Here is a 26,393-nt window from a genome sequence, read left to right as displayed (position 1 = left end):
GATACAACCTGAAGATTAATTAAAAAGTACAGTAATGAATTTCTGAACCCCAGCCTAGTCTGGGTTGGATGACTTTATCCAAAAGTCATAAAAAATATAATTATATCAACTTTTAAAGTTGATATAACCAGACCACATTACCTAATTGTCTTTCCTTAATCTTTTGAACCACATGAAAAAATCTCTAGTCTTTCTCTTCTATTTGCTGATAAGTAGCGGCCTAACAGTCGCACAAACGAACAGCGTGACCGGCAAAGTAACCGGCGCAGATAACCAGGGCCTACCCGGTGTCAACGTGGTCGTGGGTGGTACGTCGGTAGGAACGGCGACCGATGCCTCAGGAAACTATACCATCAATGCACCTGCCAACGCTTCGCTGATTTTCTCCTACATCAGTTACGTGAGCCAGACCGTTCCAGTCAATAACCGCTCGATCATCAATGTGCAGCTGGCCGAAGATGCTAAATCTATCAACGAAGTAGTCGTTACGGCGCTTGGGATCAAGAAAGAGGCTAAAACACTGGGTTATGCTACGGCGACGGTCAATGCGGACCAGATCTCGACCAACCGCACCCCCAACTTTGTGAGTGGTCTACAGGGCAAAATGGCGGGTGTCAATATTACCACCATGGGAACAGGGCCCGCTGGAACAGCCAAGATTCGGATTCGTGGGCAGTCGTCGTTTAGTGGTCAGAACAACCCACTCATCGTTGTGAATGGCGTACCGATCGACAATACGAACAGCTCCCTCGGTGGCGATTATAGCGCCCGTAGCACGACAGGCCTTCCTGTCAACAGTTCGGATGGGGGCGATGGGTTAAGCAGCATCAACCCCGATGATATTGAAACGATGACCGTTCTGAAAGGAGGCACCGCAGCGGCCCTGTACGGCTCGCGCGCCAAAGATGGCGTGGTGATGATTACCACCAAAAACCGAGGGGCAGGTAAAGGATTCGGCGTGACGTATAACGCCAATTTTACAACCGATACACCGCTGGACTTCACGGATTTTCAGTACGAATATGGACAAGGCGAAGGCGGTGTACGACCAACGACAGCTTTCCCATCGTCGGGCGTGTGGAGTTTTGGCGAAAAGTTTCAGCCGGGCATGACGCAGACCCTGTTCGACAACAAAACCTATCCTTACGAACCGGTTTACAATCGGGTGAAGCAGTTTTACCGCGTGGGCACCAACTTTACCAATACCGTAACCGTAGCCAATAACGGCACCAACGGTGGTTTCAGCCTGTCGTTTGGCAATACCGACAACCGGGGGATTATGGAGAATAATACCTTCAACCGCAAAGTGATTAACCTGGGATTTACCCAGAACATTAACAGCAAACTAACCGCATCGGGAAATATAAATTACTCGAAGGAGAATAACGTCAATCCTCCACAGGTAAACGCGCAGGATTTTTCGGTATCGACGGTCGTGTTTACACTGGCCAATTCGATGCCTTTTCAGGCCCTGCGCGACAATCAGACGTACGCTAATGGGGATGAACTTTCGATCGCGCGCTTTCTGGTACGTAACAACCCGTATTATTCCATGAGCCATCACTTCGAGAATATCAAACGTGACCGGCTTTTTGGCAACGTTGCCCTCAAATACCAGTTTACCGACTGGCTATATCTGCAAGGACGGATTGCTCAGGACTTTTATATCAGAAACCAGGATTACAATATTCCGAATGGGTATGCGCCGATTGCCAAAGCTCCTGTTGGCTACGTGAACGGTTCATATACACAGGACGTACGCCAGAACACCGAACGAAACATTGACTTCATTTTAGGAGCGAACAAAACATTTGGGAAAATCGGTGTGGATATAACGCTGGGTGGCAACGCACGGTACGCCCGTATTGACTACAATAGTGTAACGGTACAGGATTTTATACAGCCAGGCCTGTACACCGTAGCCAACGGCCGGATTAAAAACCCCATCTACGCGCTGTCGGAGAAGAATATCAACTCCTTGTTTGGGGCGGCAACCATCTCCTATCGGGATTTCCTGTTCCTGACCGCAACGGCTCGAAACGACTGGTTCTCGACGCTGGCTCCGTCTAACCGCAGTATTTTGTACCCCTCCGTTACCAGTAGCTTCGTGTTCTCGCAGGCGTTTGAAGGGCTACCCGCCTGGCTGTCATTCGGGAAGTTACGGGCGGCTTACGCGCAGGTCGGGTCAGACAACGTAGATCCGTATTCGAACGCGCTCTATTATCAGGTCGATAACAACTCGTTCCCGAATCCGTCGGGACAACTGGTGCCGGTGGGCGGCATAAATGCCTCGCAAGTTCCGAACAAAAACCTGCGTCCGCTACGTATCCAGGAAGCCGAAGTTGGTCTGGAACTGAAGCTGTTTAATAACAAAGTAGGCTTTGATTTTACCTATTACCACAAAACAACTGAAGACCAGATTCTGGCTGCTCAGATTTCCGATGCCTCGTCGTATACCAGCAAGCTGATCAACGTTGGACGGAGTATGAATCAGGGGCTGGAGATGTTGCTGACGTTTTCACCCGTGGTTACCCCTTCATTTCGCTGGGATGTGAGTGCCAATGCCTCTTACAATACGTCCAAAGTCCTACAACTGGGGTTATCGCCCAATGATACCGTCATTACGGTAAGTGGTGGCAGCGGTCGTGTACTGAATCAGGTGGTGGGCAAACCCATCGGCCAGTTGTACACCTTCAAGTATTTGCGGGATGCGCAGGGTCGGCAGGTATTCGATCAAAATAGTGGGATGCCGCTACGTAACAACACGCTGGTGGATGTGGGGAACGCCCTCCCCTCCTACTTCGGCGGTATTACCAACACGTTCAACTACAAGGGCTTATCCCTCTCGGTTCTGATCGACTTCAAACTGGGTCATAAAATGATTTCGGGTCGTAACATCAACTACATGCGGCACGGGTTGTCGAAACGGACGTTACCGGGTCGGGATGTAGGGTACGTGATCGGCAACGGAGTGAATCCAAATGGAGAGATCAACACGACTAAAGCGGCTGTGCAGCCCTTCTACGAATCCATTAATCCACTGGGTATCAACGAAGATTTCGTAAACAACGCCGGCTTCTGGAAACTGCGGCAGATTACGTTAGGCTACGACTTCACCAAGTTACTTCCTCAGAACCTGTTCATTAAAGGATTAAGGCTGAATGCTGTCGCCAACAACGTTCTGATCATCAAGAAATGGACCGAAAACATGGATCCCGAAGAAGCGCTGGTTTCCTCGGATAACAGCGTGGGGCTAGACTTCTGGCCAGGGCTTCCCCCAACCCGCAGTATCGGCTTTAACCTGAATGTTCGATTTTGATCAGTATTCGGTTTGAGGCTTTCGGTAGCTGACGCAAGACCGCTATGCGTAACAGAAAACCGTAAACCGAATACCATAAACCCAAAAAAACATGAAACCAAATATAAACTATACACTTACGCTGGTCCTCTCATTGAGTCTGCTGATGGGCTGTGATCAGGGCTTTGATACGGTAAACACAAACAAGGTAGACCCAACGTCTCTGGCCGCTCCAATGGTACTTAACAAGGCCATTATTAACACCAACTACCTCGATGGGTTTGGCACGCTGGGTATGCTGACCTACAACTTTGGCATTGTGCAACAGATCATTACGCCCTATGGCAGCTCATTATCCGGTGCCAATTATGACCAGGTCAATAGTAGCAATACGCCCTTGGTATGGCAGAATTTTTACCGCAATGTGCTCAAACAACTGGTGGCGGTACTGGATCAAACTAAGAGCGATCCGTTGCAGGTAAACACCTACCAGGCAGCCCGTATCTGGAAAGCCTACGTATTTATGATTCTGACCGACACGTATGGAGATATTCCCTATTTTGAAGCAGGACAGGGGTATACCACGGAGATTATTACCCCTAAATACGACGCACAACAGGATATTTACAAAGATCTGTTAAAAGAACTCGATGAAGCTTCAGCGGGTCTAACTACCGCGCAAACGCCAATTGTTACGGATATCTTATATGGTGGCGACGTAGCGAAGTGGAAAAAGTTAGGGTACTCCTTTATGCTTCGGGCAGCCATGCGGCTAACCAAGGTTGATCCGGCGATGGCTGAAACATACGTAAAAAAAGCCGTGGCTGGTGGTGTGTTGCAATCCAATGCCGACAACTCAACCCTGCGGCATACAGCTATTTATAACAATTACATAGCCAATCACTTGCAGGCTCGCGAAAAAACCAATTTCTACCTGGCGGCCCCTTTTGTCGATTATTTGAAAGCAAATAATGACCCCCGCCTGCCCATTTTTGCCGTACGCTACGTAGGGGCCAAAGGTGGTCAGGAACAGGTAGCCCCGCGGGCCTCATCGGATCCAGCGGTGCAAATTGGTATGCCGATGGGCTACAACGATGTATCGATCAACACGGTTCTGGCGCAAAACAAGGTAGTCAGCCTATGGGATTTCACCCAGGTAAATCTGACCACGGTGCTGAAACTGGACGCGCCTGAGTACCATCTCACCTATGCTCAAACCCAGTTCCTACTCGCCGAAGCTGCCGTTCGGGGTTGGGTGACGGGCGCTCCTGCTGACTATTATGCGAAAGGCATCCGGGCCAATCTGGAGCAAATGGCGTCGTACGGCTCAACCATTCCAGAAGCGAGTATTAAGGCCTATCTGGACGCTCACCCGCTGGACGCCACCAAGGCGCTGGATCAGATCAACACCCAATACTGGGTCGCTTCTTTCCTGGACGGTACCGAGGCATTCGCCAATTTTCGACGTAGTGGTTTCCCTGCGCTGAAGAAAAACCCTTATCCCGGCTCCGAAGTAAAAGGCGACTTCATCCGACGTATGCCTTATCCTGATAGTGAGATTGTTGTCAACTCAGGAAAACTGAACGAAGCAATTACACGGCAGGGACCTAATACGCTGGATACACGGGTCTGGTGGGACAAAAAACTATAATTTAACGCCCGACCATGTGGCAGACTTACTTTCGTTTTCTGGGCACGACGTCGATGAACTACCTCAACTATAATTTGCTAAACTCTCACATTTTGCCTTATGATTAACCCTGATCAAAGTCGCCGTGACACGTTAAAAATGTTAGGCTTCGGCTCTTCAGCTGGCTTGCTTGGCCTGTTTGGTGGTATGTCTACCGCCGAGGCTCGCGAACAACAGATCAAACCTCAGTACGGTATCGGCACGCCCGCGGTCAAAATCAAATCGGTCAAAGCCATCGCCACCGCCCCCCAGGGATCTAACCTCATCGTGGTCAAAGTCGAAACCACCGAACCCGGACTCTACGGCCTGGGTTGCGCCACCTTCACCCAACGGGCAGCTGCCGTCGTGGTCGCCATCAACACCTACCTCAATGAGTTTTGTGTGGGCAAAGATGTCGATAACATCGAAGATATGTGGCAGTCGGCTTACGTGAGCTCCTACTGGCGCAATGGGCCGGTGCTCAACAACGCCCTCTCGGGGCTGGATCAGGCCCTGTGGGACATCAAAGGCAAACGAGCCAAGATGCCGGTTTACCAACTGCTGGGGGGCAAAGTCCGCTTCGCCATTCCCTGCTACACCCACGCCGGTGGTAACACCCCCGAAGCCACCGCCGACAGCGTCAAGAAGTTCATGGAGCAGGGCTTCAAGTACATCCGCATCCAGCAGGGCGGGTACGGTGGGGTGGGCAGCAACGTCGACAAACCTGACTTCAAGACGGCCGGTTTCGGCTATGAAGGCGATGCCTACATGAATGTAATGGGCTACCTCAAGTCAGTGCCCAAGATGTTCGAGACAGTCCGCAAACAGTGCGGAGAAGAGATCGAGCTGCTTCATGATGTCCATGAGCGGGTGCAACCCATCGAGGCCATCAACATGATCAAGCAGGTGGAAGACTACCGGCCGTTCTTCATCGAGGACCCTTTCTCGCCCGAGAACATGAAGTGGTTTGCCCAACTGCGGCAGACCACCACGGTGCCCATCGCAATGGGCGAATTGTTCAACAACATCAATGAGTTCAAGGAGCCCATGGTCAACCAGTGGTTTGACTACATCCGGATTCACGTTTCTCAGATTGGGGGCATCACCCCGGCCATGAAGGTGGCCCGGTTGGGCGAGTGGTTCAACGTACGGACGGCCTGGCACGGACCGGGGGATGTGTCGCCGGTGGGCCACGCGGCCCACGCGCACATCGATCTGGCGGTGTGGAACTTTGGGATTCAGGAAGCGGTGGCTTTTTCGGAGAAGACGCAAGCTGTTTTCAGCGGTTGTCCGACGATGGACAAGGGCTACATGTCGGTCAACGAAGTACCGGGTTTAGGGGTAGACATCAACGAGAAGGAAGCGGCCAAGTATCCCATCACCACCAAGTCCAACTGGCAGGTGCGCCGAATGGATGGAACAATCATCAGGCCGTAGAGCACTAGTTGTGGAGCTCTTCCATGGCCTGCGAGGACAAAGGCCACTCTACCAAATGGCTCACAGTAGCTGACGCATAACTGGCCTGTGAGGACACAGGCCATAGAAGAGTTCCACAACTATTTTTTTTCGACAATTGCTTAAACGATTAAACTGACTGAATTCCTTAACTCAGAACAGAATGAAATCATCGAACAGAAAAACCGGCATATCCCGGCGGGCGGCTATACAGTCCGTTTTAGGTGTTACGGGTATGGGCGTAATGGCGTTACCGAAATCGTCGTATGCAGTTAGCCCAGGCCACTTTGCCGATTATAGTAAGGTAAAGATTACAAAACTGGAAACCTTCCTGGTCAAGCCCCGTTGGATTTTCCTTAAAATCCATACCGATGTGGGCGTCGTCGGTTTAGGCGAACCCTTGCTCGAGGGTCGGGCGCTAACAATCCAGACGGCGATTAAAGAAGTAGAACCGTATCTGATCGGTAAAGACCCCCGGCATGTTGTGCACCACTGGCAGGCGATTTATCGACACGCCTTTTATCGGGGCGGTCCCATTTTAACGAGTGCATTGAGTGGCATCGACCATGCTTTGTGGGATATTAAAGGGAAGCTTCTGAATGTGCCGGTTTATGAGCTGCTGGGTGGTCCTACCCGCGACCGGGTCCGGATTTACGGTCGGGCCAGCAATGCGGAAGACATCAAGAAACGGAAGGCCGAAGGATATACGGTTATCAAAACAGGCGTTGCCCATAAGAACCCGGCCAACATTGTCGAAAACCCCCAATTCATCAAATATGCCGTCGATAATTTCGCTTCCCTGAGGGAAGCTGGTGGCCCTGAGATGGACATTGCCATCGACTTTCATGGAAATATTTCACCCCAAACGGCCAAAGTACTCATCAAGCAGTTAGAGCCGTTTCAACCGATGTTCGTTGAGGAGCCGTGTCAGGCGCAGAACGTTGATACGATGGTTGACATTGCTCGGGGTACCCACCTACCCATAGCGGCCGGAGAGCGCATTTTCACCAAATGGGGCTTTCGTGAACTACTGGAGAAGAAAGCCGTCAGCATTGTTCAACCAGACCTGTGCCATGCGGGTGGTATCACCGAAGGCCGCCTGATTGCGGGCATGGCCGAAGCGTACTACGTGCCCGTTGCCCCGCATAATCCAATGGGGCCAATCTCCCTCGCCGTTGGCCTTAATCTGGCAGCCAGTATACCCAATTTTCTGGTACAGGAGCAGGTCTCCCTAGGCGAAGGGTATTTAAAGAACCCCTTCAAACTGCAAAAAGACGGCACCGTGATGATTCCGCAAGGGCCAGGCTTGGGTGTCGAACTGGATGAAGACAAGATGAAAGACAAGATCGGCCACGATTGGAAAAACCCCGAGTCATATAACGCCCTCGACGGTTCCGTAGTCGACTGGTAATCAGCGAGCTACGGAAAGACAATTAAACAATCCCCTAGTACACTAAAAATCAGTATTCCTTTTACCCAATTAATTTTTAATCATGAAAAAACATGTAAACTATCTCTTCCTGCTGCTGCTGCTGTGCCAAGGCTACGCCTTCGCTCAGAATGCCAGAGTGACGGGTACGGTGACCGGCCCCGACAATCAGGGGTTGCCGGGCGTCAATGTTCAGGTTAGCGGTACAACGGTGGGTACCGCTACCGATGCATCTGGCAATTTCACGCTGAATGCGCCGGGTAATGGCTCGCTGGTCTTTTCGAATATCGGCTATATAAGCCAGACAGTGCCTATTAATGGTCGCTCCGTTGTTACGATTCAGTTAGCGGAGGACCAGAAAACATTGAACGAGGTAGTTGTCGTTGGGTACGGTACCCAACGCAAAACCGACGTAACGGGTGCGCTGACGGCCATTTCCACCAAGGAATTTGCCCAGCAGCCGGTTACCCGACTGGATCAGGTGCTGCAGGGACGCGCTGCAGGTGTGCAGGTAAGCCAGACGAATGGAGCTCCTGGTGGCGATGCCAGGATTCGGATCAGAGGAGCGAACTCCGTTTTGGGCAATAACAACCCGCTGTACGTGGTCGATGGGTTCGTTGGCGCTGATTTTAACTTTGTTAACCCAAGCGATATTGAGACCATTCAGATCCTGAAAGATGCCGCATCGACCTCCATTTATGGTAGTCGCGGTGCCAATGGCGTGGTGATCATTACGACCAAAAAAGGTTCTAAAGGCCTTAAAGTCAACTACGAAGGTCAGTTCAGTACGTCGGAAGTCATCAAAAAATACGACGTATTACCGGCCGGAGAATTTGCCGAAATCGTCAATGCCCGCGCCACCGCTACGGGCTCCAATCTGCCCTTTACGGCCGATCAGATCGCGCAGTTCAAACAAAATGGCGGCACCGACTGGCAGAGCCTGGTATTCCGTAATGGATCTGGTCAACAACACCAAATTACGCTGTCGGGTGGTAGCGACAAAACGACCTTTCTGGTGTCGGGAAACTATTTAAATCAAAATGGTATCGTCAACAACAGCGGGTTTAAGCGGTATAACCTGCGGACCAACATAAATACGCAGATCAATGACAAACTTTCGTTTCGGCTGAATCTGTGGGCTACACGGTCACAAAATCACAACACGCTCGACGGTGGCGCCATCGTTCAGGCACTGGCCTGGGCACCCACCACGCCTGCTTATGGTGCCGATGGCCAGCCGACGTTTACGGACCCGATTGGTTCCGTTTACCGCAATCCGCTGGATTATCTGTACGATCAGTCAGTCGATGCCAACAAGAGCGGTATCAACATCAATGGTGGGGTGAACTATAAGCTCCCCATCAAAGGGCTTTCGCTCGATTTACAGTACGCCGTCAATTACCTGAATTTGCAAAACCTGAACTTAAACGGCAAGCGACTCTCGAACAACGTACCGACCGCAAGCCGGTATTCGGCCGAGCAGGTGACCCTTCAAAACACGAATAATCTGAATTACGACGTCAAAATAGGCAATCACTCCATTAACGCCGTTGCCGTTCTGGAAACACAGCAATTCACTAGTAGAGACTTTACCGCCAGTGCATCAGGACTACGGTTTCCGCAATTGGGCTATGACAACATCGGCGGGAATACAGCCGCTACCGTAGCGTCGAGTTATCAGAAATGGACCCTGCTGTCGTTGCTGGGACGTATCAACTATGGATACAAAGACAAATATCTGGTATCAGCGGCCGTCCGTCGGGATGGATCATCCAAGTTTGCAGCGGGCAACCAGTATAGTGTTTTCCCATCCGTAGCGCTTGGGTGGCGTTTATCGGAGGAAGAGTTTATCAAGAAACTCAACGTATTCAGCAACCTCAAACTGCGGGGAAGCTGGGGGATGACCGGCAGCCAGGCCCTTGGTCCTTACTCGACGATATCGTCCTATAGCTCAGCCCAGGTCGCGTTCAACAACACGGCTGCCACCTCGGGGGTTATTTTGGGCAACCCCGGCAATCCAGACCTCAAGTGGGAAACAACCAAGCAGGTGGACGTAGGCCTTGAAATGGAATTTCTGAACGGACGGCTGCATATTGAAGCTGATTATTTTAAGAAGAACACGACCGACCTTCTCCTGAACGTAGCCATTCCGAGCTATGCCGGTGGTGGTACCCAGGCCCGAAATGTGGGTGAGGTTGAGAACAAAGGCTTTGAGTTTTCAATCGGCGGTACACCTTTGGTAGCGGGAAGTTTCCGCTGGGAGACGAATCTGAACCTGTCTACTTTACAGAACAAAGTACTCAGTCTGGGTGGGCTGCCCCGGCTGGGACAGGGTACGGGCGTTGGGGGTGGCATGTCGACCACGAATGAATTTATGCTGATACCAGGCGAGCCACTGGGTTCGTATTGGGGCCTGAAGTATTTGGGAACCTGGAAACCAAACGAAGCCGATGCAGCAGCCAAGCAGGGTCGTGTACCAGGCGATCCACATTATCAGGATCTCAACGGCGACAATTCGATCACAACGGATGACTTTCAGATTATAGGCCGGGCATTTCCGAAAGCAACGGGTGGCTGGAACAACACATTTACGTATAAAGGACTGACCCTGAATGTATTCTTCAACGGTGTATTTGGTGTCGATAAGCTCAACTATACTCGGGCAGCAGCCCTGTCAGGCTCGGGCGATGCGCGGCAATTCATTCTGTCGGAGATTCGGGATTACTACCGGCCCGGTAATGAAACATCGGACGTTCCGGCGTTTACGAAAACATATCAGCCGTTCACCCAGTCGAGCCGGTTCCTGGAAAATGGCAGCTTCGTTCGTTTGAAAAACGTAAGCCTTTCCTACAACGTACCCACTGGATTCATTCATAACAAGGCGAATATCCGGGTATTTGCCAGCGCAACGAATCTGCTGACGATCACAAAATACAAGGGCCCGGATCCAGAGTCCGCCCGCGTCGGTTCGAACACCGATACCGCCATCGGTATTGACTACGGTTCCTATCCAAATGCCAAACAATATACGCTCGGTATAAACCTGGGCTTTTAAGAAAACTGGTTTTCCGTTTTTAGTTTCCGGTGGCTGACGCACAAACATGCCCGCCCAACCGTGAACCATAAACCGTAAGCCGTAAACCTATTTAACAAATCATGAAAAAATTAGTCATACTTGGCTTGGCGGCCCTGCTCACCGCAGGCTGCAAAGGTTACCTTGAAGAAGATACGACCGGGCTGTTATACGGCGGAAATGTTCTCTCGACTCAGGACGGTCTGGAGTCGGCCCTGACCGGAGCCTATCGGGGCCTGGGCAATCAGTGGACCTATGGATTCCTTCACCCATCGGCCAATGCGGCAACCATTGGTAGCGACGATGTGACGACGCACCCAGCCAGTAACAAAGCCGACTGGCGCGAGTTCGACCAGTTTAACGTATCGACCACAAACCAGCGCTCAGGAGCTGTCTACACGGGTTGCTACAAAGCCATTCAGGGCGCCAACAACGTGATCAACAATTACACGAAAACGGCCGGTACCAAGGCAACGATCGACATTATTGCGGGCGAGGCTTATTTCATTCGTGGCTTTTCCTACTACTGGTTAACCCGTTTTTACGGCAATATCCCACTGGTTCTGGCGGGTGAATACTCGGCCAGTCTACTCACCATCAAAAAATCGACACCAGCGGAGGTCTATGCATTGATCGTCGAGGATCTGAAGAAAGCGGAGACCCTGTTACCCAACACCCGGCGCGATCCGGGTCGGCCCAATGCGGGGGCGGCCAAAGCGTTCCTGGCCGATGTGTACCTGACCATGGCGGGCTGGCCATTGAAGCAAACCGACAAATACGATCTGGCTGCGGCCAAAGCCAAGGAAGTGATTGACAACCGCGCTGCGTATGGTTTTGCGTTGATGCCAACGTTTGCCGCCGTTTTCGACAACGATCCGGCCGTGGCAATTATTCCGGAATCGGTATTTCAGATCAGTGGATTTACGGGAGGCAGCGGTACGGCCAACGCTACGTATGGCAACACAACCATGCCGGGTGAAGAGGGGGGCTGGGACGATATGTTTGCCGAACTCAATTTCTTTAAGAACTTCCCCGCTGGTCCCCGTAAAGATGCTACCTTCCGGACGCAGTTTGGCTTGGGTGCTACCACCATTCCCTGGGAGCAAAGCCTGACGAAACATCCGTACTACAAGAAATGGTACATCAAAGGTAATGTCGTTACGTCCAGCATTTCGCTGCCATCTGTCATGATGCGCTACCCACACGTACTGACCATCTATGCAGAGGCCAAAGCACGCGGTACGGGTGGACCGGATCAGGCAGCCTATGATGCATTAAATGCGGTTCGGCTGCGGGGTTTGCCGGCGGGAACCAAGGCACTTGCACCGGGTGATGGCCTTACGGCCGCTCAGTTTGCCGACGCCGTGGTACAGGAACGCGCCTGGGAGTTTGCCTGCGAACGGACCCGGTGGTTTGACCTGATTCGGCTGGAGCAAGTAGAAGCTGCCAATGCGGCCAAAAGTCCTGAAGATCTGCAACCAATCAAGCCAATTACCAAGGCAAATTATTGGTTCCCGTTGCCGTACACCGATACGTCAATTAACCCAAATTTGTAGGTGATCTAACAAAGTAGGCCTATAAGGTTTCAAAAACCTTATAGGCCTTTACAAACACATACCATTTTGAAAAAGGCAATAGTACTGACAACCGCTATTTTCGGCTTATGTGCCGCAACAATGCCTCTGGCTGAATGGCCGCAGGCCGAACTGTCGAATGGCGTTATTGAAACGACCCTATACCTACCGGATGAGCAGCAGGGGTACTATCAGGGCACCCGGTTCGACTGGGCGGGTGCGTTCGGGAATCTTACCTACAAAGGACATAGTTTTATTGATCAATGGTTTGACACCTACGACCCCAAGATGCACGATGCCATCAATGGGCCCGCCGAGGAGTTTACACCACTGGGCTACGCAGACGCCAAACCCGGTGATACATTCGTGAAGATTGGGGTCGGGTCGCTCCGCAAGCCAGACGATAAAGCCTACTCTTTTGCGAAGTATTTCGAGGTAGCTGATCACGGCAAATGGACCGTCAAACGCCACAAAGACCAGATTAATTTTACGCATGAACTAACCGATCCGACCGGCTATGGGTATCGGTACACCAAAACCGTTCGACTGAGCAAGGGCAAACCTGAACTGGTGCTGGAGCATAGCCTCAAAAACACGGGTAGCAAACCCATCCAGACAAGCGTGTATGACCACAACTTCTTTATCATCGACAAACAACCCACTGGACCCACGGTCAACATTAAGTTTCCATTCGAGGTAAAAGCGGAGGGTAAGGGATTCGGGACCACCATTCAGGCGGAGGGCAACCGGCTATTTTATTCGCGGGAGTTAGAAAAAAAAGAACAGGTCTATAGTGCGGGTTTGCAAGGATTCAAACCCGTTTCCAGCGATTACGACATCCGTATCGAAAACCAGAAGACCGGGGCGGGCGTCCACATTACCAGTGACCATCCCATGGAAAAGCTGGTTTACTGGGCCTGCGCCACCACCTCCTGCCCGGAACCTTATATTCGGCTGGAGGCCCCTCCCGGCAAGGAAGTGACCTGGAAAATTACCTATGAATTTTATGAGAAAGCGAAGTAATGCGGATCAAGTACTATTGAACTCCGTTTAAACTTGCCTGAACGAGCCATAATCGGCATTTTCTGTCATTCTGACGAAGCGGGGCGGCCCACATGCCAGAGAATCTCAAAAAACGCTTCTGCAAACGTTTAAATAACGCCTTTGTTCTAGAACTCTTAACCGACTAACTAGTCCATGAATTTTGTCCTGAAATCCTTATTCGGCCTATTGATTCTGGGAAGTTACCTCTCCTTGAATGAAGACAAGCCATCCATAAAACAGTCCCCACCGAACAACGACTGGCCGACTTATGGCGGCAATGCTGCCGGAAATCGCTACTCACCTTTGTCTCAAATCAACACCCAGACGGTAAAAAATCTGACCCTCGCCTGGAGCTATGATACCGGCGACAACAAGGCCAGTGGTCAGCGGGGTATGGACATCCAGTGCCAGCCCATCGTTATAAAAGGGGTGCTCTATGGTACGTCGCCAAGGCTAAAACTGTTTGCCATTGATGCCGCCACAGGAAAGCAACACTGGCAATTTGACCCCTTCGCCGATCCCGAAAAAAAGCCCCGGTTCCATCCGGTTCGCGGGGTCATGTACTGGGAAGATGGCCAGGATAAACGGATTCTGTATACAGTAGGCTCGTTTCTGTATGCAGTCAATGCCACAACGGGAAAGCTGGTGGAGAGTTTTGGCAAAAATGGAACGGTCGATCTGCACGAAGGGCTTGGCGACAGGGAAACTCTTGGCCATGAGGTAGCCAACCTGTCAATCCGGGTCACGACCCCCGGCGTTATTTACAAAGATTTACTGATTACCGGTTCGGCCGTCAACGAAGGGGGCGATGCTCCTCCAGGCTATCTGCGGGCGTTCAATGTGCGTAGCGGCAAGCTCGAATGGGTATTTCACACCATTCCGCTTCCCGGTGAGTATGGCTACGAAACCTGGGCCAAAGATTCGTACAGAAAATTAGGCGGAGCCAATTGCTGGGCCGGCCTGGTAGTCGATGAAAAGCGGGGCGTTGTGTATGCCGGTACGGGATCGCCCTCCGTCGACTTTTATGGCGGAGCCCGCCCAGGGCAGAACCTCTTCGCCAATTGCGTCATTGCCCTGAATGCAACAACCGGCAAACGAATCTGGCATTTCCAGACGGTGCACCACGACCTGTGGGACCGTGACCTGCCCTGCCCACCCAATCTGATTACGGTCAAACACAACGGAAAGATGGTAGATGCGGTGGCGCAGGCCACCAAAGATGGCTATGTATTTGTCTTCGACCGGGATACTGGCAAACCCCTTTTTCCGGTAAACGAAGTACGGGTACCTACTTCGCCCGCCTTACCCGGCGAACAGCCCTGGCCTACCCAGCCCGTTCCAACAAAACCAGCACCATTTGTCCGGCAGGAGTTGACGGAGAGTGAAATCACGACCCGGACGCCCGAAGCCCATGCGTATGTACTCGATCGCTACAAAAACAGCCGGCACGGCAGTAAATACATGCCGCCCAACCTTGAAGGCACCTTGTTATACGGTTTCGGTGGCGGGGCCGAGTGGGGTGGCAATGCCGCCGACCCTGATGGCATTTTGTACCAGAATGCCAACACCATGCTCTGGTGGCTCAAAATGCGCGACGTTCGGGCGCAGGCTGGTGGCGTAGCCCTCACGCGCGGCCAAACCCTGTTCAATACCAACTGTGCCGTCTGCCACGCTGCGGGCGAAAAAGCGGGAGCGGGTAACCAGACCGCTCAGGCCTACCCTAACCTGACTGACGTTGACAAACGGCTGACGAAAGAACAGGTAGCCTCTATTCTGGTAACGGGACGGGGCCGGATGCCTTCGTTCGGACACCTTACCGCCGACGACCGGGAGGCCATTATCCGGTACCTGTTCAAGCTCGACACCAAACCCGCCGTCGCATCCAACGATCAGCACAGTTCAGTGGTGAACACGCCCACGACCGAGGGGGAAGATTTTCCGTACATGCCCCCCTACCTGAACAACGGCAACACCCAGTTTCGGGACCAGGACAACTACCCGGCCATTAAACCACCCTGGGGCACGCTGAACGCCATCAATCTCAACACGGGCGAATACCTCTGGCAAGTGCCTCTTGGCGAATACCCCGAACTGACAAAGAAAGGCATTCCCCCAACCGGTACGGAAAACCACGGAGGGCCAATTGTGACAGCAGGTGGCTTGATTTTCATTGCAGCCACGTATGACGAAACGCTTCGGGCGTTTGACAAAAAAACGGGTAAAGTCGTGTGGGAGTACAAGCTGCCCGCCGGTGGTTTTGCTACACCCATCACCTACATGGTCGATGGAAAACAGTATATCGCTATTGCCGCTGGTGGTACCCGCTATGGCCTGAAACCCGGCGGATCGTATGTCGCCTTTGCCTTACCGTAAGTCGTACCAAAAAGGAGAATTAATGAAAAATCATCTATTAGGGTGTGACTGGGGGACGTCCTCGTTTCGCTTACGGCTCATAGACAGCACCGACCTTCGGCTCATTAGCGAAGTCACTTCACAGGAAGGCGTAGCCAGCACCTTCAGCGACTGGAAAGCGAACGGCGAAAGCCAGGGGGTTTCCAGAGAACACTTTTTCCGCCAGCAGTTGAAGCGTCAGGTCGATTGGCTAGCCAGCAAAACAGCCATCGACCTAACGGGTACGCCTATCGTTATTTCGGGGATGGCTTCCTCCTCCATCGGTATGGAGGAGGTTCCCTACGCCACGCTGCCTTTCCCTACAGACGGTAGCCTGGCCAGTACCAGACAGCTTTCGGCACAGGCTGACTTTCCGCACGACCTTACCCTGATTTCGGGCGTCCGAACGCAGGACGACGTTATGCGTGGAGAAGAAACCCAGCTCATTGGCTTGCTGGATTTGCTGGACACTCTACAGATGAGCGTCGATGAGTCGATCCTGCTATTTCCGGGTACTCATTCAAAGCACATTTACATTCAGCAGCAGCAGGTTACCGACTTTCGCACCTTTATGACGGGCGAGTTATTCAACCTGATGGCCTACCACAGCATCCTGAAGGACTCTGTAGAACCCACTGATTTACACACGTTTTCTGACAGTGACCTGACCGCCTTTACGTCGGGAATCAATGACGCCGACTCGTCGATTCTAAACGCCTTATTTCGGGTCCGGACAAACCAGCTATTCAACAAACTGAGCAAGAAACAGAACGCGCTTTATTTAAGTGGCCTTCTAATCGGCGACGAACTAAAAACACTCATCAAGCAACCGAAATGGCAACTGATCCTGTGCAGTGGAAATAACTTGTATGAGTTGTATAAACTGGCGATGGAAGTACTTCAATTAAGCGACCGGACAACCACTATTTCCGCGAATCTGATTGATAAAGCGACCATGGCCGGACAACTAAAAATAGCGCAAAATCAACACGTACTCCTGCCTAAATGAGCCAGCACACATTCTCCTGGGAATTATTCTCAAAAGCGCCGATAGTCGGCATTATCCGGGGACTGCCCCCGGACGCTATTGACCACATTCTGCCGGTTTACCGGGAAGCGGGCCTGACAACCATCGAAATAACGATGAACACGGCGGGGGCCGCGTCTATCATCCAGAACGCGACAAACCACCACCGCGAAGGCCTGAATATCGGAGCCGGAACGGTTTGTACGCTCGATGACCTCGATCAGGCGCTGGACGCTGGTGCTCAATTCATTGTCACTCCTGTTGTCGACAAAAAAGTCATTAAAGCCTGCGTGAAGCGCGGAGTCCCTATTTTCCCCGGTGCCTTTACCCCGTCCGAAATTTATAAAGCCTGGACATTAGGGGCGTCGATGGTTAAAGTATATCCGGCCACGTCCCTTGGCCCCGAATACATAAAGGATGTAAAAGCGCCCCTGAATCAATTGAAACTAATGCCAACGGGTGGTGTCAGCCTCGACAATATGGCGGCTTATTTTAAGGCCGGGGCCGATGGATTAGGCATCGGTAGCCACCTGTTCGACAAGGCCCTTATCCAGGCAAAAAACTGGGCCGGGCTGAAAGCGCATTGGCAGGATTTTGTTAAAACTATGCAGGCGGCTATGGAGCAGAAATAGACGCTTTGCCAGGTTCTTTATCTGGTCAAAAACCGACTGTGCCCGTGGTTCGTGCTGTGTGGTCCGTGAGAACACGGACCGCACAGCACGAACCGGTTTACTAAAAACCCTCAGACTTAAAAAGATTTCAACCACAGCGGCACGGAGAACACAGAGTTTGATTGCCTGATTTTATTCCCATTAAAGCTCCGTGTTATCCGTGCCTCTGTGGTTGAAAAAATTATACGCTAAACCCTACCTGTTGTGACTAATTCCCAACCCACGTATTACCGGTGGATCATCGTCATTTTGTTATTTTCGGCTACCACCATCAATTACCTCGACCGCCAGATAATAGGCTTGTTGAAACCTATTCTGGAAGTTGAATTTTCCTGGACCGAAACTAATTTTTCCCGGATCGTCACCGCGTTTTCGGCTGCGTATGCTGTTGGGTTACTCGCCTTTGGCTGGTTTATCGACAAGGTCGGCACCCGTATTGGGTACGCGGTCACCATTGTCTGGTGGAGCGTGGCGGGTATGCTTCATGCCCTGGCCAGAAGTGTATTCGGGTTTGGGCTGGCCAGAGTGGGATTAGGGTTGGGCGAAGCAGGCAATTACCCGGCCGCTGTCAAAACCGTAGCCGAGTGGTTTCCCACCAAAGAACGGGCGCTGGCCACGGGGCTATTTAACGCAGGCACCAGCGTTGGCGTGGTCGTTGCATTACTTATTGTCCCCTGGATTCTGACTCATTACGGTTGGCAGGAAGTGTTCTGGATTACAGGGGCACTGGGGTTTGTCTGGCTAATCTTCTGGCTCGTGTTTTATGATATTCCGGCTAAACAGAAACGACTGTCAGCAACCGAATATACGTACATCACCAGCGGTCAGGAGGCCGAAAGCGGCAATAAAATTGCGATAAATTGGGTCAAGCTGTTCACCCTCCCACAAACCTGGGCACTCATCACCGGCAAAGGACTGATTGACCCGATTTACTGGTTTTTCCTGTTCTGGCTTCCCTCCTATTTCTCATCCACCTTCAAGCTGGATTTGAAAAAGCCGAGCCTCGAACTGATGCTCATTTATACCGCGACGACCGTGGGCAGCGTGGGTGGCGGCTACTTATCCTCCTGGCTGATCAAGCACGGGTGGCCGACACTGAAAGCCCGAAAAACCGTCCTTATTGTGTTTGCCGGTTTAGAATTATCCATTATACTTGCTCAATTTGCAACGGATGTGTGGGCAGCAGTTGGCCTGATTAGTCTGGCCGTAGCCGCTCATCAGGCCTGGGCAACCAACGTGTTTACCATGGCGTCGGATCTATTTCCGAAACAAGCTGTCAGTTCGGCCGTTGGTATAGCAGGCATGGCCGGGGCTGTGGGCGGAATTTTCTTTCCCATGCTGGTGGGTAGTTTGCTCGACTCGTACAAAGCAGCCGGGAATCTGTCAGGCGGCTATAATCTGCTGTTTACGATTTGCGGCTGTACCTATCTGCTGGCCTGGACCATTATTCATTTGCTTACCCGTAAGCCGAAATCAGTCGATATCAGTCAACTCATGTAATTGATAAATCAATATGAACGAGCCACTTAAGCCGGCATCTATTCCCGTGGGCGTAGTCGGGCTGGGCCTAATGGGTTGCAGCATCACCACCTGCCTGCTGCTGTCGGGGCATCCGGTAGTGGCCGTAGCTCCGCTGCCAGTCGATATGGAAACAGCTGAGCCGCGCATCCGGGAACATCTGGTAAAAGCCCAGCAGGAAGGACTGATCACAGACAGTCCGGACGTGTATCTTCAGCAGCTTACGATTACGGAGGATTATAGCCTTCTAAAAGACTGTAAACTAGTGCTGGAGTGTACGCTGGAAGACATAGCGATCAAGAAATCGGTTTATGACCGGATTGAAGCCGTTGTGGCCGATGATGCTGTCATCACGAGCAACACCTCCGCTATCCCGATTAGCCTTCTCCAGCGACAAATCCGTTTGCCCGAACGCTTTCTGGGCCTGCACTGGACAGAACCGTCTCATACGACTCGTTTTCTGGAAATCATTTGTGGTGATCTAAGCAATACCCAAACCGCCGAATGGCTCTACGAATTAGCCCATTTGTGGGATAAAGAACCGACCCTGGTCCGTAAAGATATTCGCGGGTTTATCGCCAATCGCCTGATGTACGCCATGTATCGGGAGGCTTTCAACCTGGTCGAAAATGGCTATGCTACCGTAGAGGATGTGGACCGGGCCTGCCGCAACAATACGGGTTATTGGATGACGCTGGTAGGCGTTTTTCGGTGGATGGACCTGACAGGTGTACCCGCTTACCACACGGTTATGAAAGACTTATGGCCGACGCTGAGCAACCAGACCGAAGTTCCCAAACTGATCGACGACATTGTGAAGGCAGGCGGCAAAGGCGTTCTGAACGCACAAGGCTTTTACGACTATACACCCGAAGAAGCCCAGCTCTGGAAGGAAACGTACGAGGAGTTCAGCTACGACATCCGCCGACTGGCGCTGAAATATCCCGCTGATGTGGTGAAAAAGAAATTAGCTCAGAAGGATGAGAACTCACCTAAGTAAGTACTTTTTTACTACGGTCCTGGTATTAACGTGGGGCTGGATTCTCAAATCCGACCACCGAGGTTTCTTAAAACCTCATTTACATCCAATATGGCAGTTTTAAGAAACTGTCAACACAATCCACACAAGTCAACAACCAATTTCAGCATACCATGTTCATTATTGATGCCCACCTCGACATGGCGCTGAACGCCATCGAATGGAACCGTGACTACCGGATGACGGCCCATCAAATTCGGCAACAGGAAGCCGATATGACCGATAAAATTGACCGGGCGAAAGGGACGGTTTCTCTGCCCGATCTCCGTCGGGGACATATTGGCCTGGTCGTAGCCACGCAAATTGCCCGATTTAATCAGAGTAACGGCAACTTGCCCGGTGCAGGCTGGAACTCACCGGAGCAGGCCTGGGCCATGACGCAGGCGCAGCGGGCCTGGTACGAAACCATGGTCGATGCCGGGGAGATGGTCCAGATTCGGGATCGGGCCAGCCTCGAAAGCCACCTTACGCTTTGGCTCGATGAGACAATTCCTTCTGACAATAAGCCGGTTGGCTACATTCTTAGTCTGGAAGGCGCCGACTCGCTGGTTAACCTGTCTTACCTGGAAAAGGCCTATGCGTATGGCTTACGGGCGCTGGGTCCGGCGCATTACAGCACCGGCCGGTATGCACCGGGTACTGGCCTGAGTGGTCCATTAACTCCCCAGGGCCGCGAACTGGTCAGGGAAATGGATCGGCTGGGTATTATCCTGGATGCTACTCACCTGACCGACGAGGGCTTTACCGAAGCACTTTCTCTGTACAAAGGACCCGTCTGGGCTAGCCACCACAATTGCCGGGCGCTGGTGCCGCACCAACGGCAATTGACCGACGATCAAATCCGGCAGTTAACCGAGCGCGGGGGTGTCATTGGTGGTTGCTTCGACGCCTGGATGATGAAACCCGGTTTTACCCAGCGGGTTAGTAACCCGGCCAGCTTCGGCATTAGCCTGGAAACGATCATCGACCATTACGACCACATCTGCCAGCTCACCGGCAACAGCCAGCATATTGCGATCGGCAGCGACCTCGATGGCACCTACGGCATCGAACAATCTCCCAGCGACCTGGACACCATCGCCGATTTGCAAAACCTGACGGGCTTATTGGCCAAACGAGGCTATTCTTTAGAAGACATCGAGAATATTTTCCACAAAAACTGGCTTCGCTTTCTGCGCAATGCGTGGAAATAGCAAGCCTCCAGTGCTTTCAAGGGCCGTGTCCCCACGGCCCTTTCTGGCGTCAGCCCAAAAACTCCTCCGATCTCAAGAGAGCCGAGAGGACACGGCCCTCGGAATCAAGGGCTCATTGGCCCTTTTACGCTTGGCACACTAAACCTTATTCTACCGTTTATTTAAAAAATTTAAAATAAAATTTCGATAAAGAGAGTATTGACCGCTCACTCCTGCATCTTTCCTCCAAATTCACAAATACCGTATGCAGGAGTACCGGGATTTAGCACCTGAAGAATTAGCTCTCGATTCGTCTTTCCAGCGTTGGCAATTAGAAAATGACCCGGCGGCTACTGCTTTCTGGCAGGAATGGCTGGGGCAACATCCCGACAAAGCCGAACTCGTCGATAAAGCGGCTGCGCTGCTCCTTTCGCTACATACTACATACGGCCAGCAATTCATAGAACGCTTACCCATTTCGGATCGGGAAATTCAGGATGAGGTAAATCGGCTGCGGCATTCGCTCGATAATCCGGCGACTTCCGTTATACCCATAAAATGGTTCCAGTTCGCGCCCATCCGCTATGGTATGGCGGCCAGCATTCTGGTTGTTTTGGGTTTATTTGGCTGGTATCTGCTCCGCCCAGCGACCAACAAAGGAGGGGTAACTTATACCGATCTGGTGGCTCAGGCAACAGAGCCCCTCTCAGAAGTCAGCAATACGACCACTGCTCCTCAACTGGTGACCTTACCGGACCGAAGTACGATCATGCTCTATCCCAAAAGCCGGGTGAGTTATGCAGAGCAGTTTACCGGCAATAAACGGGAAATTTACCTGTCAGGGAAGGGGTTCTTTGAGGTGATGAAAAATCCGTCAAAGCCGTTTTATGTGTACGCTAATGGGCTGGTAACGAAAGTATTAGGCACCAGTTTTACCGTGCAGGCGTTCGAAGGGGCCAGGCAGATGAAAGTTGCGGTTCAAACAGGTCGGGTGGCCGTATATGCCCAGAAACAACTGCCCACCAGCAACCAGACGGAATCGTATAAGCTGGACGGCATTGTGCTGACACCCAACCAGCAAATTGTCTTTTCGCCGGAAAAACCGCAGTTAATCAAGAGCTTAGTAGAAAAACCGGCTCTTCTTGAGCAGGCTACTCAAAAGCAAACGATCGTTTTCAAGCGAACGCCAATTACCGATGTATTTGCCACGCTTGAGCAGTCGTATGGTATAGACATCGTTTTTGACAGGGAGGTAATGCAAGCCTGCTACCTGACGGCTTCCTTTGCCGACGAACCGCTGTTCGAAAAACTAGACCTCATCTGCCACACCATCAACGCCAGCTATAAACAAGTGGATGGCACCATTATGATCGCCAGCAACGGCTGTCAATAACCCGTAAGCACCTTAACAAATAACCTAATCTAAACATCAAAATGCCTATGGTCAACGATCACCCGACCCAGTCAACAAGAAAGTCGAAGATGCGCTAACATCTCCGACTTAAAAAACGCCCCTCCTGTAAAGCTCATTACGACTCCGCAAAAAATGCGGATTGGGACATTATTGTGCCGAATTTTTCACCCGACAAAAGCCAAAACTATGTCAAAACGAGTACTTTGTCAAAAGACATTACAGAAAATCATGCGCATTGGATTTTACCAGGCCTTCCTTTCTGTCGCTTTCGTGACCCTAGCCCATGCCTTCGAGGTAAATGGACAAAAGGTCCTTGAGCAAAAAGTTACCATTCAACTGTCCAACGCCGACGTAGAGAAGGTACTGGATAAACTAGAGGTAGTCACTCACATCAAATTTTTGTATAACCCGCAAATCTTCGGGGCTGAACGCAAACTCAATTACAAATTTCAGAACGAACTGCTTTCCGACGTACTTAACAAAGTACTTGCTCCTTATCAGGTTTCCTACGAGGTTTTTCAGGAACGTATCATTCTAAAACGGCAGGAGTTACAGCCCGATGGCCCATCGGCAACGAAACAGGAAGCGCCAAAACGACGAATAACGGGACTTGTTTCCGACGAAAAAGGGGCTGCCTTGCCCGGTGTAAGTGTCGTCTTGAAAGAAGCGCAACGGGGCACGACGACCCTGGCCGATGGTACGTTTTCCATTGATATTCCCGATCAGACCCCGGCTATCTTAGTCTTCAGTTTTGTAGGGTACAAACGACAGGAAGTTACGGTTGGCAATCAAAGTGAACTGACGGTAAGCCTGACGCCTGAAGCCAGCACCCTTGGAGAAGTTGTCGTAACGGCCTTTGGTATTGCCAGGGAGAAAAAAGCACTTGCCTACGCTGTCACCGAAGTAAAAGGGGGTGAATTGACGCAGGCGCGTGAAAACAACGTGGCCAATGCCCTGACCGGTAAAATTGCCGGGGTAAACGCGACGGGTATGGCCACCGGCCCTGGTGGGTCGAGCCGCATCATTATCCGGGGTAATGGCTCCCTGAACGGAAATAATCAGCCGCTGTACGTGATCAACGGGATGCCGATGGATAACAGCACGCCTGGTGGTACGGCTGCCGATGGGAACGGTATGAACGTTGACCGCGGAGATGGCATTGGCGGCATCAACCCGGACGATATCGAATCGATCAGTGTCCTGAAAGGAGGACCAGCTGCGGCCCTGTACGGCGCCCGTGCTTCCAACGGTGTCATTCTGATCACCACCAAGAAAGGACGCTCCCAAAAAGGAATCGGTATAGAGGTAAACAGCAATACGACCTTCGAGGACATCGCCGTCATTCCGAACTGGCAGTATGAATACGGCCAGGGTGTGGATGGCAAAAAACCAACCACTGTTACGGAGGCAAAAAGTACGGGACGCCTTTCATACGGTGCCCGCATGGATGGGCAGCCCACCATTCAGGTCGACGGCCAATTGCACCCGTATTCACCCCAGAAAGACAACCTGAAGAACTTCTACCGCACCGGCAGCAACTACATCAACTCGGTGGCGTTCACGGGTGGCAGCGAAACAATGAATTTTCGGTTGGGGCTGAACAATACGCAGTCGAACAGCATCGTCCCGAATTCTTCATTTGCCCGACGTATTGCAAATCTCAGCATGAATGCGTTTCTGGGTAAAAAACTGAGCGTTGAAACCGTTTTTCAGTACAACGTGGAAGAAGGGACGAACCGCCCCAAAGTTGGGTATGCCGACTTTAACCCACACTGGGCTACCTACCTCATTGCCAACGTGGTCGACATTCGCAGCCTGGCACCCGGTTATGATCCCGTTACGGGCAAAGAAATGGAGTGGAATCCGGTACCTGCCGCACCAAACCCGTATTTCGTCATTAACAAGTTCAAAAATAATGACACGAAACACCGGTTTATCAGCCAGGGAAGTATCCGTTATGACATCCTCCATAACTTATTTCTGAAAGGTAGCGTAAGCCAGGACTTCTACAGTTTCTCGTCGGAGTATGTACAGCCAACCAATAATGCTTATCAGCCACTGGGTTCCTACGAAGGCCGCAAAACGACCTCCTCAGAAACCAATGGCATGCTGACGCTTAATTACAATACCAATTTTAACAATGTAAGCTTTTCGGCCATGGCGGGTCTTAACGCCCAACGGAGCATTTTCGACCAGACCGTCATTGCGGGTAACGAATTTACGGTGCCGTATTTCTACAGCTACACCAATCTGGCTACCTCGACGACTACTCCAACGTACCTGAAAAGCGCCATCAATTCGGTGTTCGCTTCGGCCGATTTGGGGTATAAAAATGTGGCCTATCTGACGCTTTCCGGTCGGCAGGATTGGTTTTCAGTCTTGAACCCGAAGAGCAACAGTATCTTCTACCCATCGGTTGGGGGATCGTTGATTTTATCGGATGCCCTTCGCTTACCGAAAGCCATCAGCTTTGCCAAGTTGCGGGCCTCCTGGGCGCAGGTCGGTGGCGCAACGGTAAATGCGTACCAGATTTATCAGTACTACTCCATGCAGCAGGGTGGCCATAATGGTCGTCCCGTACAGGTATTGTCTTCGTCGCAGGTGCCAAACCCCGACCTGAAACCACTGACGTCGACCACCTACGAAGGCGGTTTTGAAGCTAAATTCCTGAATAATCGGCTGGGTATTGATCTGACGCTCTACAACCGGAAAACAACGGACGATATCGTAACCTCCAACATCGCTCTCTCGTCGGGCTACACCTCGGCGCTGTTGAACGTGGGCGTGCTGAGCAACAAAGGCGTTGAGTTACTCCTGACCGGAACACCCGTTAGCAAAGGTCCTTTCACCTGGGATGTTAGCTACAACATGGCCTATAACAAAAGCAAAATCGAACGGCTTGCCGATGGCATAACTGGTATTGACGTTGGTCAGGGGGTTGGCGGTGGCCTGGTACGGAACGTAGTGGACAGGCCATACGGTACGGTTTGGGGTTACCAGAAGAAGACCGATGCGAATGGTAACGTCATTTTCAATACGGCCAGCGGGTACGCCGTTCGGGGTGATCTACAGGAGATTGGTCAGGGAACTCCTCCCCTCACCATGGGCATCACCAACAATTTCCGGTACAAAAACTTCTCGCTGAATATCCTGGTCGACGGCAAGTTCGGCAGCATCGTTTATTCCAACCTGTACCAGTATGCCTACCGGTTTGGTTTGCCGCAGGAAACGCTTCCGGGTCGTGAAACGGGTATTACGGTAACAGGCGTCACCCCCGAAGGAGCACCCTATACCAAAACATGGGCTAAGGAAGACGTCGATACCTATTATGACAACGACAAAAATTACACGGCCATGTTTATGTTCAACAATGACTTTGTGAAGCTGCGTCAGGTCATTTTGAGCTATAATCTACCCGTCAGCAAGCTGCCTTTCCTGAAGGTACAATCCGCCACAATTTCGTTTGTGGCCCGTAACCTGGCCATTCTGTACAAGGACAAAAAGAATCAGTATTTCGATCCGGAGTCGGGCTATACCAGCACCAATGCACAAGGTCTGGAAGCATTCGGCGTACCTAGAACCAGAAGTCTTGGGGTAAACTTAATGGTGAAATTCTAAC

15 protein-coding genes are annotated in these 26,393 nt (G+C 51.6%); all 15 read left to right on the top strand.

Features of this window, described 5'->3' with window-relative positions:
• Window positions 1-172 precede the first annotated feature (172 nt).
• The 15 genes from SD10_RS04350 (at window position 173) to SD10_RS04280 (ending at window position 26,392) form a co-directional block, all read left to right on the top strand.
• Entirely contained in the window at window positions 173-3,319 is a 3,147-nt protein-coding gene (locus SD10_RS04350) for a SusC/RagA family TonB-linked outer membrane protein (RefSeq protein ID WP_046375845.1), read from the top strand.
• Between the two features lie 91 nt (window positions 3,320-3,410).
• The gene (locus SD10_RS04345; RefSeq protein ID WP_046375844.1) at window positions 3,411-4,949 is read left to right on the top strand and encodes a SusD/RagB family nutrient-binding outer membrane lipoprotein; all 1,539 of its coding nucleotides are present in this window, start codon (window positions 3,411-3,413) and stop codon (window positions 4,947-4,949) included.
• A 99-nt stretch (window positions 4,950-5,048) separates the two neighbouring features.
• Window positions 5,049-6,404, top strand: a complete 1,356-nt coding sequence (locus SD10_RS04340; RefSeq protein WP_046375843.1) for an enolase C-terminal domain-like protein — start codon at window positions 5,049-5,051, stop codon at window positions 6,402-6,404.
• Window positions 6,405-6,585: 181 nt separating this feature from the next.
• Entirely contained in the window at window positions 6,586-7,833 is a 1,248-nt protein-coding gene (dgoD, locus tag SD10_RS04335; protein WP_052731071.1) for a galactonate dehydratase, read from the top strand.
• Window positions 7,834-7,915: 82 nt separating this feature from the next.
• Complete coding sequence (locus SD10_RS04330) at window positions 7,916-10,906, top strand: SusC/RagA family TonB-linked outer membrane protein (RefSeq protein ID WP_046375842.1); 2,991 nt, start codon at window positions 7,916-7,918, stop codon at window positions 10,904-10,906.
• A gap of 101 nt (window positions 10,907-11,007) precedes the next feature.
• Window positions 11,008-12,480, top strand: a complete 1,473-nt coding sequence (locus SD10_RS04325) for a RagB/SusD family nutrient uptake outer membrane protein (protein WP_046375841.1) — start codon at window positions 11,008-11,010, stop codon at window positions 12,478-12,480.
• Window positions 12,481-12,546: 66 nt separating this feature from the next.
• The gene (locus SD10_RS04320) at window positions 12,547-13,521 is read left to right on the top strand and encodes a hypothetical protein (RefSeq protein WP_052731070.1); all 975 of its coding nucleotides are present in this window, start codon (window positions 12,547-12,549) and stop codon (window positions 13,519-13,521) included.
• 174 nt (window positions 13,522-13,695) lie between these two features.
• On the top strand, window positions 13,696-15,915 hold the full coding sequence (locus tag SD10_RS04315) for an outer membrane protein assembly factor BamB family protein (protein WP_046375839.1): 2,220 nt from the start codon (window positions 13,696-13,698) through the stop codon (window positions 15,913-15,915).
• 22 nt (window positions 15,916-15,937) lie between these two features.
• Window positions 15,938-16,942, top strand: coding sequence for a 2-dehydro-3-deoxygalactonokinase (locus SD10_RS04310; RefSeq protein ID WP_046375838.1), 1,005 nt, complete (start codon window positions 15,938-15,940; stop codon window positions 16,940-16,942).
• The gene (locus tag SD10_RS04305; RefSeq protein ID WP_046375837.1) at window positions 16,939-17,592 is read left to right on the top strand and encodes a bifunctional 4-hydroxy-2-oxoglutarate aldolase/2-dehydro-3-deoxy-phosphogluconate aldolase; all 654 of its coding nucleotides are present in this window, start codon (window positions 16,939-16,941) and stop codon (window positions 17,590-17,592) included. Before SD10_RS04310 ends, SD10_RS04305 begins: the two co-directional genes overlap by 4 nt.
• Window positions 17,593-17,835: 243 nt before the next feature.
• Window positions 17,836-19,131 (top strand): MFS transporter, encoded by a 1,296-nt coding sequence (locus SD10_RS04300; RefSeq protein WP_046375836.1) that lies wholly within the window; start codon window positions 17,836-17,838, stop codon window positions 19,129-19,131.
• Between the two features lie 13 nt (window positions 19,132-19,144).
• Entirely contained in the window at window positions 19,145-20,149 is a 1,005-nt protein-coding gene (locus SD10_RS04295) for a 3-hydroxyacyl-CoA dehydrogenase family protein (RefSeq protein ID WP_046375835.1), read from the top strand.
• A gap of 152 nt (window positions 20,150-20,301) precedes the next feature.
• Window positions 20,302-21,381, top strand: a complete 1,080-nt coding sequence (locus SD10_RS04290; RefSeq protein ID WP_046375834.1) for a dipeptidase — start codon at window positions 20,302-20,304, stop codon at window positions 21,379-21,381.
• A gap of 244 nt (window positions 21,382-21,625) precedes the next feature.
• Window positions 21,626-22,753, top strand: a complete 1,128-nt coding sequence (locus SD10_RS04285) for a FecR family protein (protein WP_046375833.1) — start codon at window positions 21,626-21,628, stop codon at window positions 22,751-22,753.
• Window positions 22,754-22,960: 207 nt separating this feature from the next.
• Window positions 22,961-26,392, top strand: a complete 3,432-nt coding sequence (locus SD10_RS04280) for a SusC/RagA family TonB-linked outer membrane protein (RefSeq protein ID WP_046375832.1) — start codon at window positions 22,961-22,963, stop codon at window positions 26,390-26,392.
• The last annotated feature ends 1 nt before the right edge of the window (window position 26,393 follow it).

The organism is Spirosoma radiotolerans, from assembly GCF_000974425.1.
In the GTDB taxonomy this organism is placed as follows: domain Bacteria; phylum Bacteroidota; class Bacteroidia; order Cytophagales; family Spirosomataceae; genus Spirosoma; species Spirosoma radiotolerans.
Note: the sequence above shows the minus strand (reverse complement) of the source record. Positions and strands in the feature narration are given on the sequence as shown.

Bases quoted from the DNA above. Each gene is read 5' to 3' on its own strand.
- dgoD (WP_052731071.1), top strand. From the start codon at position 6,586: ATGAAATCATCGAACAGAAAAACCGGCATATCCCGGCGGGCGGCTATA.
- SD10_RS04310 (WP_046375838.1), top strand. From the start codon at position 15,938: ATGAAAAATCATCTATTAGGGTGTGACTGGGGGACGTCCTCGTTTCGC.
- SD10_RS04330 (WP_046375842.1), top strand. From the start codon at position 7,916: ATGAAAAAACATGTAAACTATCTCTTCCTGCTGCTGCTGCTGTGCCAA.
- SD10_RS04305 (WP_046375837.1), top strand. From the start codon at position 16,939: ATGAGCCAGCACACATTCTCCTGGGAATTATTCTCAAAAGCGCCGATA.
- SD10_RS04280 (WP_046375832.1), top strand. From the start codon at position 22,961: ATGTCAAAACGAGTACTTTGTCAAAAGACATTACAGAAAATCATGCGC.
- SD10_RS04325 (WP_046375841.1), top strand. From the start codon at position 11,008: ATGAAAAAATTAGTCATACTTGGCTTGGCGGCCCTGCTCACCGCAGGC.
- SD10_RS04285 (WP_046375833.1), top strand. From the start codon at position 21,626: ATGCAGGAGTACCGGGATTTAGCACCTGAAGAATTAGCTCTCGATTCG.
- SD10_RS04295 (WP_046375835.1), top strand. From the start codon at position 19,145: ATGAACGAGCCACTTAAGCCGGCATCTATTCCCGTGGGCGTAGTCGGG.
- SD10_RS04290 (WP_046375834.1), top strand. From the start codon at position 20,302: ATGTTCATTATTGATGCCCACCTCGACATGGCGCTGAACGCCATCGAA.
- SD10_RS04350 (WP_046375845.1), top strand. From the start codon at position 173: ATGAAAAAATCTCTAGTCTTTCTCTTCTATTTGCTGATAAGTAGCGGC.
- SD10_RS04340 (WP_046375843.1), top strand. From the start codon at position 5,049: ATGATTAACCCTGATCAAAGTCGCCGTGACACGTTAAAAATGTTAGGC.
- SD10_RS04345 (WP_046375844.1), top strand. From the start codon at position 3,411: ATGAAACCAAATATAAACTATACACTTACGCTGGTCCTCTCATTGAGT.
- SD10_RS04315 (WP_046375839.1), top strand. From the start codon at position 13,696: ATGAATTTTGTCCTGAAATCCTTATTCGGCCTATTGATTCTGGGAAGT.